The 13,027-nt window shown below is 69.9% G+C and carries 9 protein-coding genes; 4 read left to right on the top strand and 5 right to left on the bottom strand.

Going from position 1 to position 13,027, the window contains the following annotated elements:
- Positions 1 to 131 precede the first annotated feature (131 nt).
- The gene (gene tkt, locus IM725_RS02610) at positions 132 to 2,159 is read left to right on the top strand and encodes a transketolase (protein ID WP_193779008.1); all 2,028 of its coding nucleotides are present in this window, start codon (positions 132 to 134) and stop codon (positions 2,157 to 2,159) included.
- 84 nt (positions 2,160 to 2,243) lie between these two features.
- Positions 2,244 to 3,245: a type I glyceraldehyde-3-phosphate dehydrogenase gene (gap, locus tag IM725_RS02605; protein WP_193779007.1), complete on the top strand. Its 1,002-nt coding sequence runs from the start codon at positions 2,244 to 2,246 to the stop codon at positions 3,243 to 3,245.
- A 227-nt stretch (positions 3,246 to 3,472) separates the two neighbouring features.
- On the opposite strand, the gene IM725_RS02600 is transcribed toward gap, so the two are convergent.
- Both IM725_RS02600 and IM725_RS02595 read right to left on the bottom strand, forming a co-directional pair.
- Positions 3,473 to 4,492 carry a pirin family protein gene (locus IM725_RS02600; protein WP_193779006.1) on the bottom strand — a complete coding sequence of 340 codons (1,020 nt, stop codon included), beginning with the start codon at positions 4,490 to 4,492 and terminating at the stop codon, positions 3,473 to 3,475.
- Between the two features lie 22 nt (positions 4,493 to 4,514).
- Entirely contained in the window at positions 4,515 to 4,991 is a 477-nt protein-coding gene (locus IM725_RS02595) for an FKBP-type peptidyl-prolyl cis-trans isomerase (protein WP_193779005.1), read from the bottom strand.
- A gap of 68 nt (positions 4,992 to 5,059) precedes the next feature.
- Between IM725_RS02595 and IM725_RS02590 the strand changes: the two genes are divergently transcribed.
- On the top strand, positions 5,060 to 5,662 hold the full coding sequence (locus IM725_RS02590; RefSeq protein ID WP_193779004.1) for a ProQ/FinO family protein: 603 nt from the start codon (positions 5,060 to 5,062) through the stop codon (positions 5,660 to 5,662).
- On the opposite strand, the gene fusA is transcribed toward IM725_RS02590, so the two are convergent.
- Positions 5,659 to 7,710 (bottom strand): elongation factor G, encoded by a 2,052-nt coding sequence (fusA, locus tag IM725_RS02585; protein ID WP_193779003.1) that lies wholly within the window; start codon positions 7,708 to 7,710, stop codon positions 5,659 to 5,661. The two genes, IM725_RS02590 and fusA, sit on opposite strands and share 4 nt — an antisense overlap.
- Before the next feature lie 368 nt (positions 7,711 to 8,078).
- Positions 8,079 to 8,639, bottom strand: a complete 561-nt coding sequence (locus tag IM725_RS02580; protein WP_193779002.1) for a YbhB/YbcL family Raf kinase inhibitor-like protein — start codon at positions 8,637 to 8,639, stop codon at positions 8,079 to 8,081.
- Between the two features lie 115 nt (positions 8,640 to 8,754).
- Between IM725_RS02580 and IM725_RS02575 the strand changes: the two genes are divergently transcribed.
- The gene (locus tag IM725_RS02575) at positions 8,755 to 9,909 is read left to right on the top strand and encodes an ABC transporter substrate-binding protein (RefSeq protein ID WP_193779001.1); all 1,155 of its coding nucleotides are present in this window, start codon (positions 8,755 to 8,757) and stop codon (positions 9,907 to 9,909) included.
- A gap of 70 nt (positions 9,910 to 9,979) precedes the next feature.
- On the opposite strand, the gene IM725_RS02570 is transcribed toward IM725_RS02575, so the two are convergent.
- The gene (locus IM725_RS02570; protein ID WP_193779000.1) at positions 9,980 to 12,964 is read right to left on the bottom strand and encodes a DNA topoisomerase III; all 2,985 of its coding nucleotides are present in this window, start codon (positions 12,962 to 12,964) and stop codon (positions 9,980 to 9,982) included.
- Positions 12,965 to 13,027: the final 63 nt, after the last annotated feature.

Here is a 13,027-nt window from a genome sequence, read left to right as displayed (position 1 = left end):
TCGGGAATGCGGGCCTTGCATGGGCAAGACTGTAGACGAAGGCGGCCCCGGCCCACGGTGCCCGGACGGGGTGGGCGAGCCCAGCAGGTAAAATTCCGGGTTTCCCCGAACCCTCCCCGGAGCCGCCCTTCATGGCCAATGAAACCCTGATGGCGAACGCGATCCGCGCGCTCGCCATGGATGCCGTCCAACAAGCGAATTCCGGCCATCCGGGCGCACCCATGGGCATGGCGGACATCGCTGTCGCCCTGTGGGGCCGCCACCTCAAGCACAACCCCGCCGACCCGCATTGGGCCGACCGCGACCGCTTCGTGCTGTCCAACGGCCACGGCTCCATGCTGATCTATGCGCTGCTGCACCTGAGCGGCTACGACCTGCCGATCGGCGAGCTGCGCAACTTCCGCCAGCTGCACAGCAAGACCCCGGGCCACCCCGAGGTGGGCATCACCCCCGGCATCGAGACCACGACCGGCCCGCTGGGCCAGGGCATCACCAATGCGGTGGGCATGGCGCTGGCCGAGAAGCTGCTGGCCGCCGAGTTCAACCGCGAAGGCCATGCCATCGTCGACCACCACACCTACGTGTTCCTGGGCGACGGCTGCATGATGGAAGGCATCAGCCACGAGGCCTGCGCCCTGGCCGCGGCCTGGAAGCTGAACAAGCTGGTCGCCATCTACGACGACAACGGCATCTCCATCGACGGCCAGGTCACGCCCTGGTTCGTGGACGACACCGCCGCCCGCTTCCGTGCCTACGGCTGGAACGTGATCGGCCCGGTGGACGGGCACGACGTGGCCGCCATGGACAAGGCCATCGCCAGCGCCCGCCGCAGCGCCGACAAGCCCACGCTCATCGTCGCCAAGACGCAGATCGGCAAGGGCAGCCCCAACCGCGTGAACACCGCCAAGGCGCACGGCGAGGCGCTGGGCCTGGAGGAGGTCAAGCTCACCCGCGAGGCCATTGGCTGGCCGCACGAGCCCTTCGTGGTGCCGCAGGAGGTGTACGCCGCCTGGGACGCCAAGGCCCAGGGCGCCCGGGCCCAGGCCGAGTGGACCCAGCGCTTCGCCGCCTACGAGAAGGCGCACCCCGAGCTGGCCGCCGACTTCCTGCGCCGCATGAAGGGCGAGCTGCCGCGCAACTTCGCGCAGGTGGCCGTGGACGCAGCCGTGGCCGCCCACGTGAAGGCCGAGACCGTGGCCTCGCGGAAGGCCTCGCAGCTGGCGCTGGAGGCCTTCACAGCCGCCCTGCCCGAGATGCTGGGCGGCTCGGCCGACCTGACCGGCTCCAACCTCACCAACGCCAAGGCCACGCTGCCGCTGCGCGTGGACCTCGCCGGCGAGGTGGTGAAGACCGAAGGAAAGATCGGCCGCCACATCAACTACGGCGTGCGCGAGTTCGGCATGGCCGCGATCATGAACGGCGTGGCGCTGCACCGCGGCTTCATCCCCTACGGCGGCACCTTCCTGACCTTCAGCGACTACAGCCGCAACGCCATCCGCATGGCCGCGCTGATGAAGCAGCGCGTGATCCACGTGTTCACGCACGACTCCATCGGCCTGGGCGAGGACGGCCCTACGCACCAGTCGGTGGAGCACGCGGCCTCGCTGCGCCTGATCCCCAACCTGGACGTCTGGCGCCCGGCCGACACGGCCGAGACCGTGGTCGCCTGGACCGTGGCGCTGCAGAACATGGAACGGCCCACGGCGCTGCTGCTCTCGCGCCAGAACCTGCCTTACGCCCCCAAGGCCGGGCTGGAGGACATCAGCAAGGGCGGCTACGTGCTGGCCGAGCCTTCCGAGGTGGGCCTGGCCAAGCCGGCGCGCGCGGTGATCATCGCCACCGGCTCGGAAGTTCAGCTCGCGCTCAAGGCGCAGGAGCAGCTGGCGGCGGCCGGCATCCCGGTGCGCGTGGTTTCCATGCCCAGCACCACCACCTTCGACCGCCAGAGCCGCGCCTACCAGCTGGGCGTGCTGCCCGCCGACCTGCCGCGCATCGCCGTGGAGATGGGCGTGACCGACGGCTGGTGGAAGTACGGCTGCAAGGCCGTGGTCGGCATCGACACCTACGGCGAATCGGCGCCGGCCAACGTGCTGTTCAAGCACTTCGGCTTCACGCCCGAGAACGTGGCCGACACCGTGCGCAAGGTGCTGGCGAAATGATGCGAACGGGACCGGCCTGCTGAGTTGCCGCATTTGGCAAGATCGGTTCTTCGCGAGACACAGGATTCAACCTCGGAGCTTTCCATGACCCTCAAGATCGGCATCAACGGTTTCGGACGCATCGGGCGCAACGTGCTGCGCTCCGCCGTGCAGAACTTCCCCGACGTGGAGATCGTCGGCATCAACGACCTGCTCGAGCCGCACTACCTGGCCTACATGCTGCAGTACGACAGCGTGCACGGCCGCTTCAAGGGCGAGATCGCCGTCGAGGGCAACACCCTGCTCGTCAACGGCAAGAAGATCCGCCTGACCCAGGAGCGCGACCCGGCCAACCTGAAGTGGAACGAGGTCGGCGCCGACATCGTGATCGAGTCCACCGGCCTGTTCCTGGACAAGGCCACGGCCGAGAAGCACCTGGCCGCCGGCGCGAAGAAGGTCATCCTCTCCGCGCCCAGCAAGGACGACACGCCCATGTTCGTCTACGGCGTGAACCACCAGAAGTACAACGGCGAGGCCATCATCTCCAACGCCTCGTGCACCACCAACTGCCTGGCCCCCCTGGCCAAGGTGCTGAACGACAAGTGGGGCATCAAGCGCGGCCTGATGACCACCGTGCACGCCGCCACCGCCACGCAGAAGACCGTGGACGGCCCCTCCAACAAGGACTGGCGCGGCGGCCGCGGCATCCTGGAGAACATCATCCCCTCCTCCACTGGCGCGGCCAAGGCGGTGGGCGTGGTGATCCCCGAGCTGAACAAGAAGCTGACCGGCATGAGCTTCCGCGTGCCGACCTCGGACGTGTCCGTCGTCGACCTGACGGTGGAGCTGGTCAAGGAAGCCAGCTACAAGGAGATCTGCGCCGAGATGAAGGCGCAGTCCGAGGGCGCGCTCAAGGGCGTGCTGGGCTACACCGAGGACAAGGTGGTGGCCACCGACTTCCGCGGCGACACGCGCACCTCCATTTTCGACGCCGACGCCGGCATCGCGCTGGACGGCACCTTCGTCAAGCTGGTGAGCTGGTACGACAACGAGTGGGGCTACTCGAACAAGTGCCTGGAGATGGCGCGGGTCGTGGCTTCTAAGTAACCCTGCCTGCCTCGGCAAATACGAAGCCCCGCGTCGCGGGGCTTTTCTTTTGGCCCGTGGAGGTCGGCGCTCGCCCGGGCAGGGCTGGGGGCAGCCCACTCCGCTCATGTCCCCCGCCGCGCTGCGCGCGGCTCCTCCTTTACTTCGCTGCGTGGGCCGCCCCCAACCCTGCCCTGGAGGGTGGCGGGCGGCCCGTCCCGTCGAGCTGGCGACCCGCGGCACGCTTGTCAGGCGGGCGTTTCTTCGCGCCCGTCCGGGTGCCGCGCGAAGCGCTGGGGCTGCCCGCCATGCACCGGCGCGTCGTCGTCCCAGGGCCAGCCGCCGAACTGGGTGCGGCGGTAGTCGTTGATGGCCTGCATGATCTCGGCCTGGCTGTTCATGACGAAGGGGCCGTACTGGGCCACCGGCTCGCCGATGGGGCGGCCCTGCAGCATCAGGAACTCGCTCTCGGCCTCGCCGTTTTCCAGCAGCACGGCCTCATCGGCGCGCAGTTCGACCGCGGCGGGCAGCTGCACCGCCTGGCCGCCCGTGCGGACCTCGCCGCCCTTGAAGCCGTACAGGTGCCGCCGGCTTCCCGCCTGGGCGGCCGGCAGCGTCCAGCGCGCGCCGGGCGCCATGCGTATGGTCCAGATCGCGACGTCGCTGCCGGGCTGGGCGGCCCAGGAGTGCGGCGGCGGCGACAGCGGCGCGCCAGCGCCCTCCAGCGCGCCCGCCACGGTGCGCACCACGGTCTCGCGGCCGGCCTCGTCCTGCGTCACCCGCCGCGGGATCTGCCCGGCCCAGAACATGGTGAAGTAGCCCGGCACCATCTTGTTGCGCGCCGGCAGGTTCAGCCAGACCTGGAACAGCTCCAGCGGGTTGTCCGCGTCCTCGCGCAGCAGCGGGAACATCTCTGAATGGACGATGCCGCCGCCGGCGGTGAGCCACTGCGCGTCGCCCTCGCCGAAGCGCGCCCGCGCGCCCAGCGAATCCGCATGGTCGGCCAGGCCCTTGCGCACCACGGTGACGGTCTCGAAGCCGCGGTGCGGGTGGGCCGGAAAGCCCGGCACGCGCTGGCCGTGGTACATGCTCCAGCCGTCCTTGCGGCTGAAGTCCTGGCCGATGTCGCGCCCGGCCAGCGAGGCCTGCGGCCCCATGCGGCCGTCGCCGCGCGGGTACGCGTCGTCGTGGTAGGCGCAAAAGAGGAAGGGGTCGGCGGTTTCCCAGGGGAAGCCGAGCGGCAGCACGCGCAGCACGGGTGAGCTCATGGCAGCCTCCTGCGGTCGGTGTTCAGTGGTGGTGGCCGTGCTCGCCGTGCACGTGGCGGTGCGCGATCTCCTCGGCCGTGGCGGCGCGCACGCCCATGACCTTGAGCTGGAAGCGCAGCGGCCTGCCGGCCAGCGGGTGGTTGCCGTCCAGCAGCACGGTGTCGCCCTTGATCTTCATGACGTGGAAGACGTGCGGCTCGCCGCCCTCGGTGCGGCCCTCGAGTTGGCCGCCGACCTTCACGCCGGGCGGGAACTCGGACTTGAGGATGGTGCGCACCAGCGATTCGTCGCGCTGGCCGAAGGCGTCCTCGGGCGCCAGGTTGAGCGTCACCTCGAAGCCCTTCTCCTTGCCGTCCAGGGCCTGCTCGATCTTGGGCAGCGTGTTGTCGTAGCCGCCGTGCAGGTAGACGATGGGATCCTTGCTGCGCTCGATGAGCTTGCCGTTGGCCTCGGCCACGCTGTACTGGAGCATGACCACCGTGTCTTTTTCGATCTTCATGGGCCAATTCTGCCCGGGAAAATTGCGTACAGTCGGAGGCTTTGGCTGAACCGCTACCCTCCCGCGCCATGACCGACACCCCCACCGCCGCCCCGGCGCGCTCCGCCCACCAGGTGCTGGAGCGGCTGTTCCAGCTGCATCCCAAGCTTTTCGGTGCGCGCTTCCTGCCGCTCAAGCTCGGCGCTTTCGAGGACCTGATGGCGCGCCATCCGGGCGAATTCAGCAAGGACGAGCTCAAGGCCGCGCTGGGCTTCCACGCCCGGTCCACGCGCTACCTCGAGGCCGTGGCCACGCAGATGAAGCGCTACGACCTGGACGGCCAGGCCGTGGAGGACGTGGCGCCCGAGCACGTGTTCCATGCCATCATGGAAACCTGGCGCCGCCGCCAGGCCCGCAGCAAGCAGGACCTCAAGCCCTGGGTGCTCGAGCGCCTGTCGCGCGCGATCAGCGCCAGCGGCCTGGACCGCGACGCCTGGCTGGAGCGCGTGCAGCCGCGCGACGACGTCGCCTTCGCGCTGATCCAGGAGGCCTTCGCGGCGCAGGCCGGGGCCCAGGCCAAGCGCGAGGCGATGCGGCGCGCCTTCGAGGCCAGCGGCGCCACGCCCGAGGCCTTCGCCGAGATGTACGGCCTGCCGCTGTCCGAGGTGCGGGCGTTGCTGCAGCCGGCCTAGGCCTCGCCCTGCGGCTTGTACCGGGCCGCGAGCTGCGCCTGCACCGCGGGCGGCACCGGCTCGTAGTGGCTGAAGGCCAGCGTGTAGCGGCCCTGCCCGCCCGTCAGCGCGTTCAGGCGTGACTGGTAGCTGGCCAGCTCCGACAGCGGGGCCTGGGCCAGCACCGCCATGCCGGCCGCGCTGGCGGCCGTGCCGCTCACCTGCCCGCGCCGGGTCGCCAGGTCGCCCGTGATGTCGCCGACGTGCTGCTCGGGCGCGGCGATCTCCACGTTCACGATGGGCTCCAGCACGCTGGGCCGGGCGGCCTGCACGGCCGCGGCCACCGCCTTGCGCGCGGCGGTGATGAAGGCGATCTCCTTGCTGTCCACCGGGTGGTGCTTGCCGTCCACCACCACCACCCGCAGGTCCACGAGTGGGTAGCCCGCCACCACGCCGGCCTCCAGCGCCTGGCGCACGCCCTTCTCGACGGCCGGCATCAGGTTGTAGGGGATGGCCCCGCCGCGCACCTGGTCCACGAACTCGAAGCCGGCCCCGCGCGGCAGCGGCTCCACGCGCAGGAACACCTCGCCGAACTGGCCGGCCCCGCCGGTCTGCTTCTTGTGCCGGTGGTGGCCCTCGGCCGCGGCGGTGACGGTCTCGCGGTAGGCGATGCGGGGCGGCCGCGTGTCCACCTCGCACTTGTGCACCTCGACCAGCCGGTCCAGCAGCGTGCGCAGGTGCAGCTCGCCCAGGCCGTAGACCACGCTCTCGTTGGTGCTGGCCACGTGCTCCAGCCGCAGGCAGGGGTCCTCGCTCACCAGCTTGTGCAGGATCTCGTGCAGGCGCTGCTCGTCGCCGCGCCGCTTCGGCTCGATCGCCAGGCCATGCACCGGCACCGGGAACTCCAGCGGGCGCAGGTGGATGTGGTCGTCCTCGGGCGCGTCGTGCAGCACGGCGTCGAAGTGCAGCTCCTCCACCTTGGCCACCGCGCAGAGGTCGCCCGGCAGGGCCCGCGGAATCTCGCGGAACTCGCGCCCCTGCAGCGCATAGAGGTGCGCCACCTTGAAGGGCCGGCGCGCATCGCCCACGTAGAGCTGCGTGCCGGGCACCACCGTGCCCTGGTGCACGCGCATCACGCCCATCTTGCCCACGTAGGGGTCCTGCGTGATCTTGAAGACGTGTGCCAGCACGTGGCGCGCCGGATCGGGCACGGCCTGCATGGGCTTCGCACCCTCGCCCTCGCCGCGAAGGAAGGCCGGCGGGTTGGCTTCCCCCGGGTCCGGCAGCAGGCGGGTGATCACGTCCAGCAGCTCGGGCACGCCCGCGCCCGTGCGTGCGCAGACGAAGCATATCGGCACCAGGTGGCCTTCGCGCAGCGCCTGCTCCAGCGGGGTGTGCAGTTCCGTGGCGTCCACGTCGCCGTCGCTCAGGTAGCGCTCGACGAAGCCGGCATCGACCTCGACCACCTGCTCCACCAGGGCCCGGTGCGCCGCGGCCACGCTGGAGAAATCGGTGGCGGGCGCGTCCTGGCCGCGGTCGAAGAAGCAGTCCTGCACCCGCGTGCCACCCTGGGCCGGCAGGTTCACGGGCAAGCACTCGCGCCCGAACGCGGACTGGATCGCCGCCACCAGGCCGGCGAGGTCGACGCCGGGGGCGTCGATGCGGTTGACCACGATGATGCGGTCGCGCTCGCGCTGCGCGGCCCACTGCATCATGCGCACCGCCATGGGCTCGACGCCGGTGCCCGCGTTGAGCACGATGGCGGCGGTCTCCACGGCCTCCAGCGCCGGCAGCGAGTGGCCCAGGAAGTCCGCGGCCCCTGGCGTGTCGATGAGGTGGATGTGCACGCCCCGGTGGTGCAGGCCCAGAATGGAAGAGCCCAGCGATCGCTGGGCTCGTTTCTCCAGGGGGTCGGCGTCGGCGACGGTGCTGCCGCGCTCCACGCTGCCGGGGGTGGGGATCGCCCCCGACTTCCACAGCAGGGCCTCGGCCAGCGTGGTCTTGCCCGCGGTGGCCGGGCCGACCAGGGCCAGCGTCCGCAGTGTGGCGATGTCCGCTTGCGTCGGCATGGGAGCCTCCTTTTTGCAGGGACGGGGCCGACCATCGTAGCCACCGCGGGCCTCGAAGGGAAGCGCGCCAGGGCGCCAACCCATCCGCTGCGGCGGTGCCGTCCTACAGCCCGTCCCTGTGCGGCACGCGATGCTCTTCCCATGCTGACCCGTCCCGTCCCTCGTAACTCGCGTGAACCGCGGGAAGGGCGCGAGCGACCGCCCGGGCGCGACGGCGCACACGATGCGGCGTCGCGCCCAGCGCACCGGCCGCGCGACAGCGCCACGGGCGTGGACCCCGTGGACCACCACGGCGACGCCTCGGGCAGCGCGCCCCAGCCGCCCCGCGAAGACCGCGCGGGCTGAGGGGCGCTGCGCCGCCAGGGGGCTTACTGGGCCTTCGGGCGGCCGTAGCGGGCGGTGAAGCTGGCCTTGCCCAGTTCGTTGGCGTGGATCATGAAGCCGGCCAGGGCCGCCGTGGCGTCCGCAGGCAGGTCCAGCTTGTCGGCCTTGAGCGCATACACGGTGAAGACGTAGCGGTGCGGCTTGTCGCCGGCCGGCGGGCAGGTGCCGCCCCAGGCCGCGGTGCCGTAGTCGGAGCGGACCATGGTCGCGCCCTTGGGCAGGTTGGCGCCGCCCGCGGCGCCGGCGTCGGACGGCAGCTCCTGGGTGCCCGCGGGGATGTTCACCACGGTCCAGTGCCACCAGCCGGAGCCGGTGGGCGCGTCAGGGTCGTACACCGTCACGGCGAAGCTCTTGGTGTCCTTGGGCGCGCCGCTCCACTTCAGCACCGGCGACTTGTTCTCGCCCGAGCAGCCGAAGCTGTTGAACTCGAACTTCTTGTCCATCATGGCGTTCGGCTTGATGTCCGGGCTTTCGAGCTTGAAGCCGGCCGCGAACGCGGGCGCGGCAGCCAGGCATAGAACGCTGAGCGTGAGTCGCGGGTTCATGTGGTCTCCTTCAGACGCATGGGCCCGTTTTGGAGGCCCTTGGTGGTTAGGCAGGTGGCTTACCCCTTGGGTATGGCCGCTGTCATCGTTACGATGCGGGGCCGGAGTGTAAAGAATGCATGAATTTCAAAAATCGCGTCGAGATGTTCTGAAGTGGGGGGGTGCGGGCCTGGCCGCGACCGTCGTCGGAAGCGCGCGCGCGGAACCCGGGGTGGGCGATCGCCAGGTGCTGGTGGGCCAGTTCGCGGCCTTCAGCGGCCCGGCCGCGCAGCTGGGCGAGCGCCTGAAGGTGGGCATCGAGGCCTTCTTCAGGCAGGTCAACGCCCAGGGCGGCGTCAACGGCCGCAGCCTCAAGCTGGTGGCGCGGGACGACGGCTACGAGCCGGAAAAAGCCAAAGCGGCGGCCCGTGCGCTGATCGAGGAGGACAACGTGTTCTCGCTGATCGGCTCCGTGGGAACGCCCACTGGCATCGCCGCCCTGCCGGTGCTGACGGAGGCCCGTGTGCCGCTGGTGGGCATGTTCACCGGCGCGGAAGCCCTGCGCGACCCCTTCAACCGCTACGTGTTCCACGTGCGCGGCAGCTATTTCGACGAGACCGAGCGCATCGTCCAGCACCTCACCGGCCTGGGCCTGACCAAGATCGCCGTCTTCTACCAGAACGACGCCTACGGCCAGACCGGCCTGGACGGCATGCAGCGCGCGCTGGCCCGGCGCCAGCTCAAGCCGGTGGCGGTGGGCACGGTGGAGCGCAACGCAGTGGACGTGAGCAAGGCGCTGGCCGCGCTGCTGCCCGCGCAACCCGAAGCCATCGTCCAGATCAGCGCCTACAAGTCCTGCGCCGCCTTCATCAAGCAGGCGCGCGGCAAGGGTTACGGCGGCCAGTTCTTCAACGTCAGCTTCGTGGGCGCCAAGGCCCTCGCCGACGAGCTCGGTGACACCGGCGCCGGCGTGGTGATCTCCCAGGTCGTGCCCTTCCCCTTCGCAACCTCGATCCCGGTGGTGCGCGAGTACCAGCAGGTGATGGCCGAGGCCGGCCAGAAGGAGTACGACTTCTCCAGCATGGAGGGTTTCCTCACGGCCAAGGTGTTCGCCGAAGGCCTGCGCCGTGCCGGCAAGTCGCCCACCCGCGACGGCCTGATCGCGGGGCTGGAATCCATCCACGACTGGGACATGGGCGGCTTCAGCATCCGCTACGGCGCGCACAACCACGTCGGCTCGAAGTTCATCGACATCACCACCATCCTCAAGGGTGGTCGCTTCATGCACTGAGGCGCGCCCGGTGCCGGAATGAAAAACAGCGGCCCACGGGCCGCTGTTTTGCTGGTGCGCTCGCCCGGCTTCAGCCCAGGTGCTTGCCCACCAGGCCCGCCAGTTCGAACATGGTGACCTGGTCCTTGCCGAAGACCGCCCGCAGCTTGGCATCCGCGTTGATGCTGCGCTTGTCCTTGGCGTCCTGCAGGCCGTTCGCCTTGATGTAGTCCCACAGCTTCTTGATCACCTCGGTGCGCGCGGCCGGCTCGGCCCCGATCACCGCGGCCAGCTGCGGGCTGGGGGTGAGCCCGGGCCCGGCCTTGCGCGGCGCCTTGGGGGCGGCCGCCTTCTTCGCGGGCGCGGCGGCTTTCTTCGCCGGGGCCGCCTTCTTCGCCGCCGGGGCGGCCTTCTTGGCAGCCATCGCCGTCTTCCGGGCCGCCGGCGCGGCGCCCCGTGCAGGGGCCCCCTTGCGCGGCGGGAACTTGCTTTCCCGAACCTCGAACTCGAAGTTGACCTTGCCGGCTTCTGCGTCCCAGGCCAGGAAGGCCTTGAACGAACGCCGCGTGCGCATGGAGACGAACTTGTCCAGCAGGTCGGTCTTGCCGGTGGCCAGCAGCTTGCTCATCTGCTCGCGCTCCACCGGCTGCTGCAGGATGATCTTGCCGCTCTTGAAGTCGCAGCTGGGCTGCGGCTGGGCCGGGGTGGGGACCGACTTCTCGCACAGGTAGTTGCTGCCGAACTCGAACACGCGCGCCCCGCACTTGGGACAGGGCCCCAGCGGCTGCTGCTCGCCGAAGTCGACCAGCTCGCCGGTCTGCGACGGATCGTCCTCGTTGCCGAAGTCGAACTCCAGCTTCCAGTTCTTGTCCTCGTCGCTGAACTTGAGCGCGATCTCGGCCGTGAAGGGCCAGCCCGCCTTGGAGCGGAACCCCTCCAGCGGGCCGATCTTCTTGTCGCGCAGGAACTGCTCGACCTCGGCCAGTTCGAACGCGCGGCCCGCCGGGATCTTGGTGAACGAGAAGCCGCAAGGCGCGGCCTGCGGCTTGCCGATGCAGCTGTAGCGCCGGTAGTTCTCCTGCACCACGCCGCCGCAGTTGGGGCAGGGGGTGTGCAGGGTGGCGTAATCGCCGGGCACCGTGTCGCGGTCGTACTCCTTGGCCTTGCGCACGATGCGCTCGGTCATCTCCGCGATCTGGCGCATGAACTCGTCGCGGCTGAGCGCGCCGTGCTCCATCTGCGCGAGCTTGTGCTCCCATTCGCCGGTCAGCTCGGGCTTGGAGAGCTCCTCCACGCCCAGGCCGCGCAGCAGCGTCATGAGCTGGAAGGCCTTGGCGGTGGGAATCAGCTCGCGGCCCTCGCGCAGCATGTACTTCTCGCCGATCAGGCCTTCGATGATGGCCGCCCGCGTGGCCGGCGTGCCCAGGCCCTTTTCCTGCATGGCCTCGCGCAGCTCGTCGTCCTCGACGAACTTGCCCGCGCCTTCCATGGCGCCCAGCAGCGTGGCCTCCGAATAGCGCGCCGGCGGCCGGGTCTTCAGGCCCTTGGGATCGGCGCGCTCGGTGTGCACCGTCTCGCCCGGCTTCACCGCCACCAGGGTCTTGCTGTTCTCGGCCGGCTCGGCGCCCGCGGCCGGGGGTTCGTCGGCTTCCTTGCCCCAGATGGCGAGCCAGCCCGGCTTCACCAGCACCTTGCCCTCGGTGCGGAAGTGGTGGCCCGCGACCTCGGTGATGCGCGTGGTGACCAGGAACTCGGCGCTGGGAAAGAAGACCGACAGGAAGCGCCGCACGACCAGGTCGTAGAGCTTCTGCTCGGCGTCCGACAGGCCGCTGGGGGCCTGCAGCGTCGGGATGATGGCGAAGTGGTCGCTGACCTTGGCGTTGTCGAAGATGCGCTTGTTGGGCTTCACGTAGCTGCCGGCCAGCGCCTGCTTGGCGAAGGGCGCGAGGTGGCCCATGCCGCTGCCCGCCAGCATGCCCATGGTGTCCTGCACCACCTTCACGTAGTCCTCGGGCAGGTGGCGCGAATCGGTACGCGGGTAGGTCAGCGCCTTGTGCCGCTCGTACAGGGACTGGGCCAGCGACAGCGTGGTCTTGGCCGAGAAGCCGAAGCGGCCGTTCGCCTCGCGCTGCAGGGACGTGAGGTCGAACAGGGCGGGCGAGGCCTGGGTGGTCGGCTTGGATTCGTCGGTGACCTTGCCGGGCTTGCCGCGCACCGCCTCGGCGATGGCGTGGGCTTCCTTTTGCGTCCACACCCGGTCGGCCCGCTTCTCGGCGTCCTCGGCGTCCTTCTTCCACTTGGGGTCGAACCACTTGGAGGCGTATTCACCGGCTTCGGCGCGGAAGCTGGCGTGGACTTCCCAGTAGTCGCGGCTCACGAAGCGGCGGATCTGCTCCTCGCGCTCGACCACGATGGCCAGCGTGGGCGTCTGCACCCGGCCCACGGTGGTGAGGAAGAAGCCGCCGTCGCGCGAGTTGAAGGCGGTGAAAGCCCGGGTGCCGTTGATGCCCACCAGCCAGTCGGCTTCGGAGCGCGAGCGCGCCGCGTCGGCCAGGCCGGCCATCTGCCGCTCGTCGCGCAGCTTCTCGAAGCCGTCGCGGATCGCCTGCGGGGTCATGGACTGCAGCCACAGCCGGCGGATCGGCTTGCCCAGCCCGGCGGACTTGCCCGCCGCCGGGGCGCTCTTGGCGCTGGCCGCGGCGAACTGCTCGATCAGCCGGAAGATCAGCTCGCCCTCGCGGCCCGCGTCACAGGCGTTCACCAGCTCGCCCACGTCCTTGCGGCGTGCCAGCTTGACCACCGCGTTCAGGCGCGACTTGGTCTTGTCGACCGGCTTGAGGTCGAAGTAGGGCGGGATCACGGGCAGGTGGGCGAAGCTCCACTTGCCGCGCTTCACGTCGAACTGCTCCGGCGCCTGGATCTCCACCAGGTGGCCCACCGCGCTGGTGACCACGTAGCGCTCGCTCTCGAAGTGGTCCTCGTGCTTGTCGAACTTGCCGGCCACGGGCGTGAGGGCGCGCACGATGTCCTGCGCGACCGACGGCTTCTCCGCGATGATCAGTGTTTTTGAATCCATACAATCCCTGTTCCTCGCGCGCGCATGTGCGCGCGTGTGTGCATATTCAAGTTAACAGGTTTT

The organism is Ramlibacter aquaticus (assembly GCF_015159745.1).
Taxonomy (GTDB): domain Bacteria; phylum Pseudomonadota; class Gammaproteobacteria; order Burkholderiales; family Burkholderiaceae_C; genus Ramlibacter; species Ramlibacter aquaticus.
The sequence above is the reverse complement of the archived record's forward strand: the minus strand, read 5'-3'. Positions and strand labels throughout refer to the sequence as shown.

Bases quoted from the DNA above. Each gene is read 5' to 3' on its own strand.
- IM725_RS02590 (WP_193779004.1), top strand. From the start codon at position 5,060: ATGACCGACACCCCCACCGCCGCCCCGGCGCGCTCCGCCCACCAGGTG.
- IM725_RS02595 (WP_193779005.1), bottom strand. From the start codon at position 4,991: ATGAAGATCGAAAAAGACACGGTGGTCATGCTCCAGTACAGCGTGGCC.
- tkt (WP_193779008.1), top strand. From the start codon at position 132: ATGGCCAATGAAACCCTGATGGCGAACGCGATCCGCGCGCTCGCCATG.
- IM725_RS02575 (WP_193779001.1), top strand. From the start codon at position 8,755: ATGCATGAATTTCAAAAATCGCGTCGAGATGTTCTGAAGTGGGGGGGT.
- gap (WP_193779007.1), top strand. From the start codon at position 2,244: ATGACCCTCAAGATCGGCATCAACGGTTTCGGACGCATCGGGCGCAAC.
- IM725_RS02570 (WP_193779000.1), bottom strand. From the start codon at position 12,964: ATGGATTCAAAAACACTGATCATCGCGGAGAAGCCGTCGGTCGCGCAG.
- IM725_RS02600 (WP_193779006.1), bottom strand. From the start codon at position 4,492: ATGAGCTCACCCGTGCTGCGCGTGCTGCCGCTCGGCTTCCCCTGGGAA.
- IM725_RS02580 (WP_193779002.1), bottom strand. From the start codon at position 8,639: ATGAACCCGCGACTCACGCTCAGCGTTCTATGCCTGGCTGCCGCGCCC.
- fusA (WP_193779003.1), bottom strand. From the start codon at position 7,710: ATGCCGACGCAAGCGGACATCGCCACACTGCGGACGCTGGCCCTGGTC.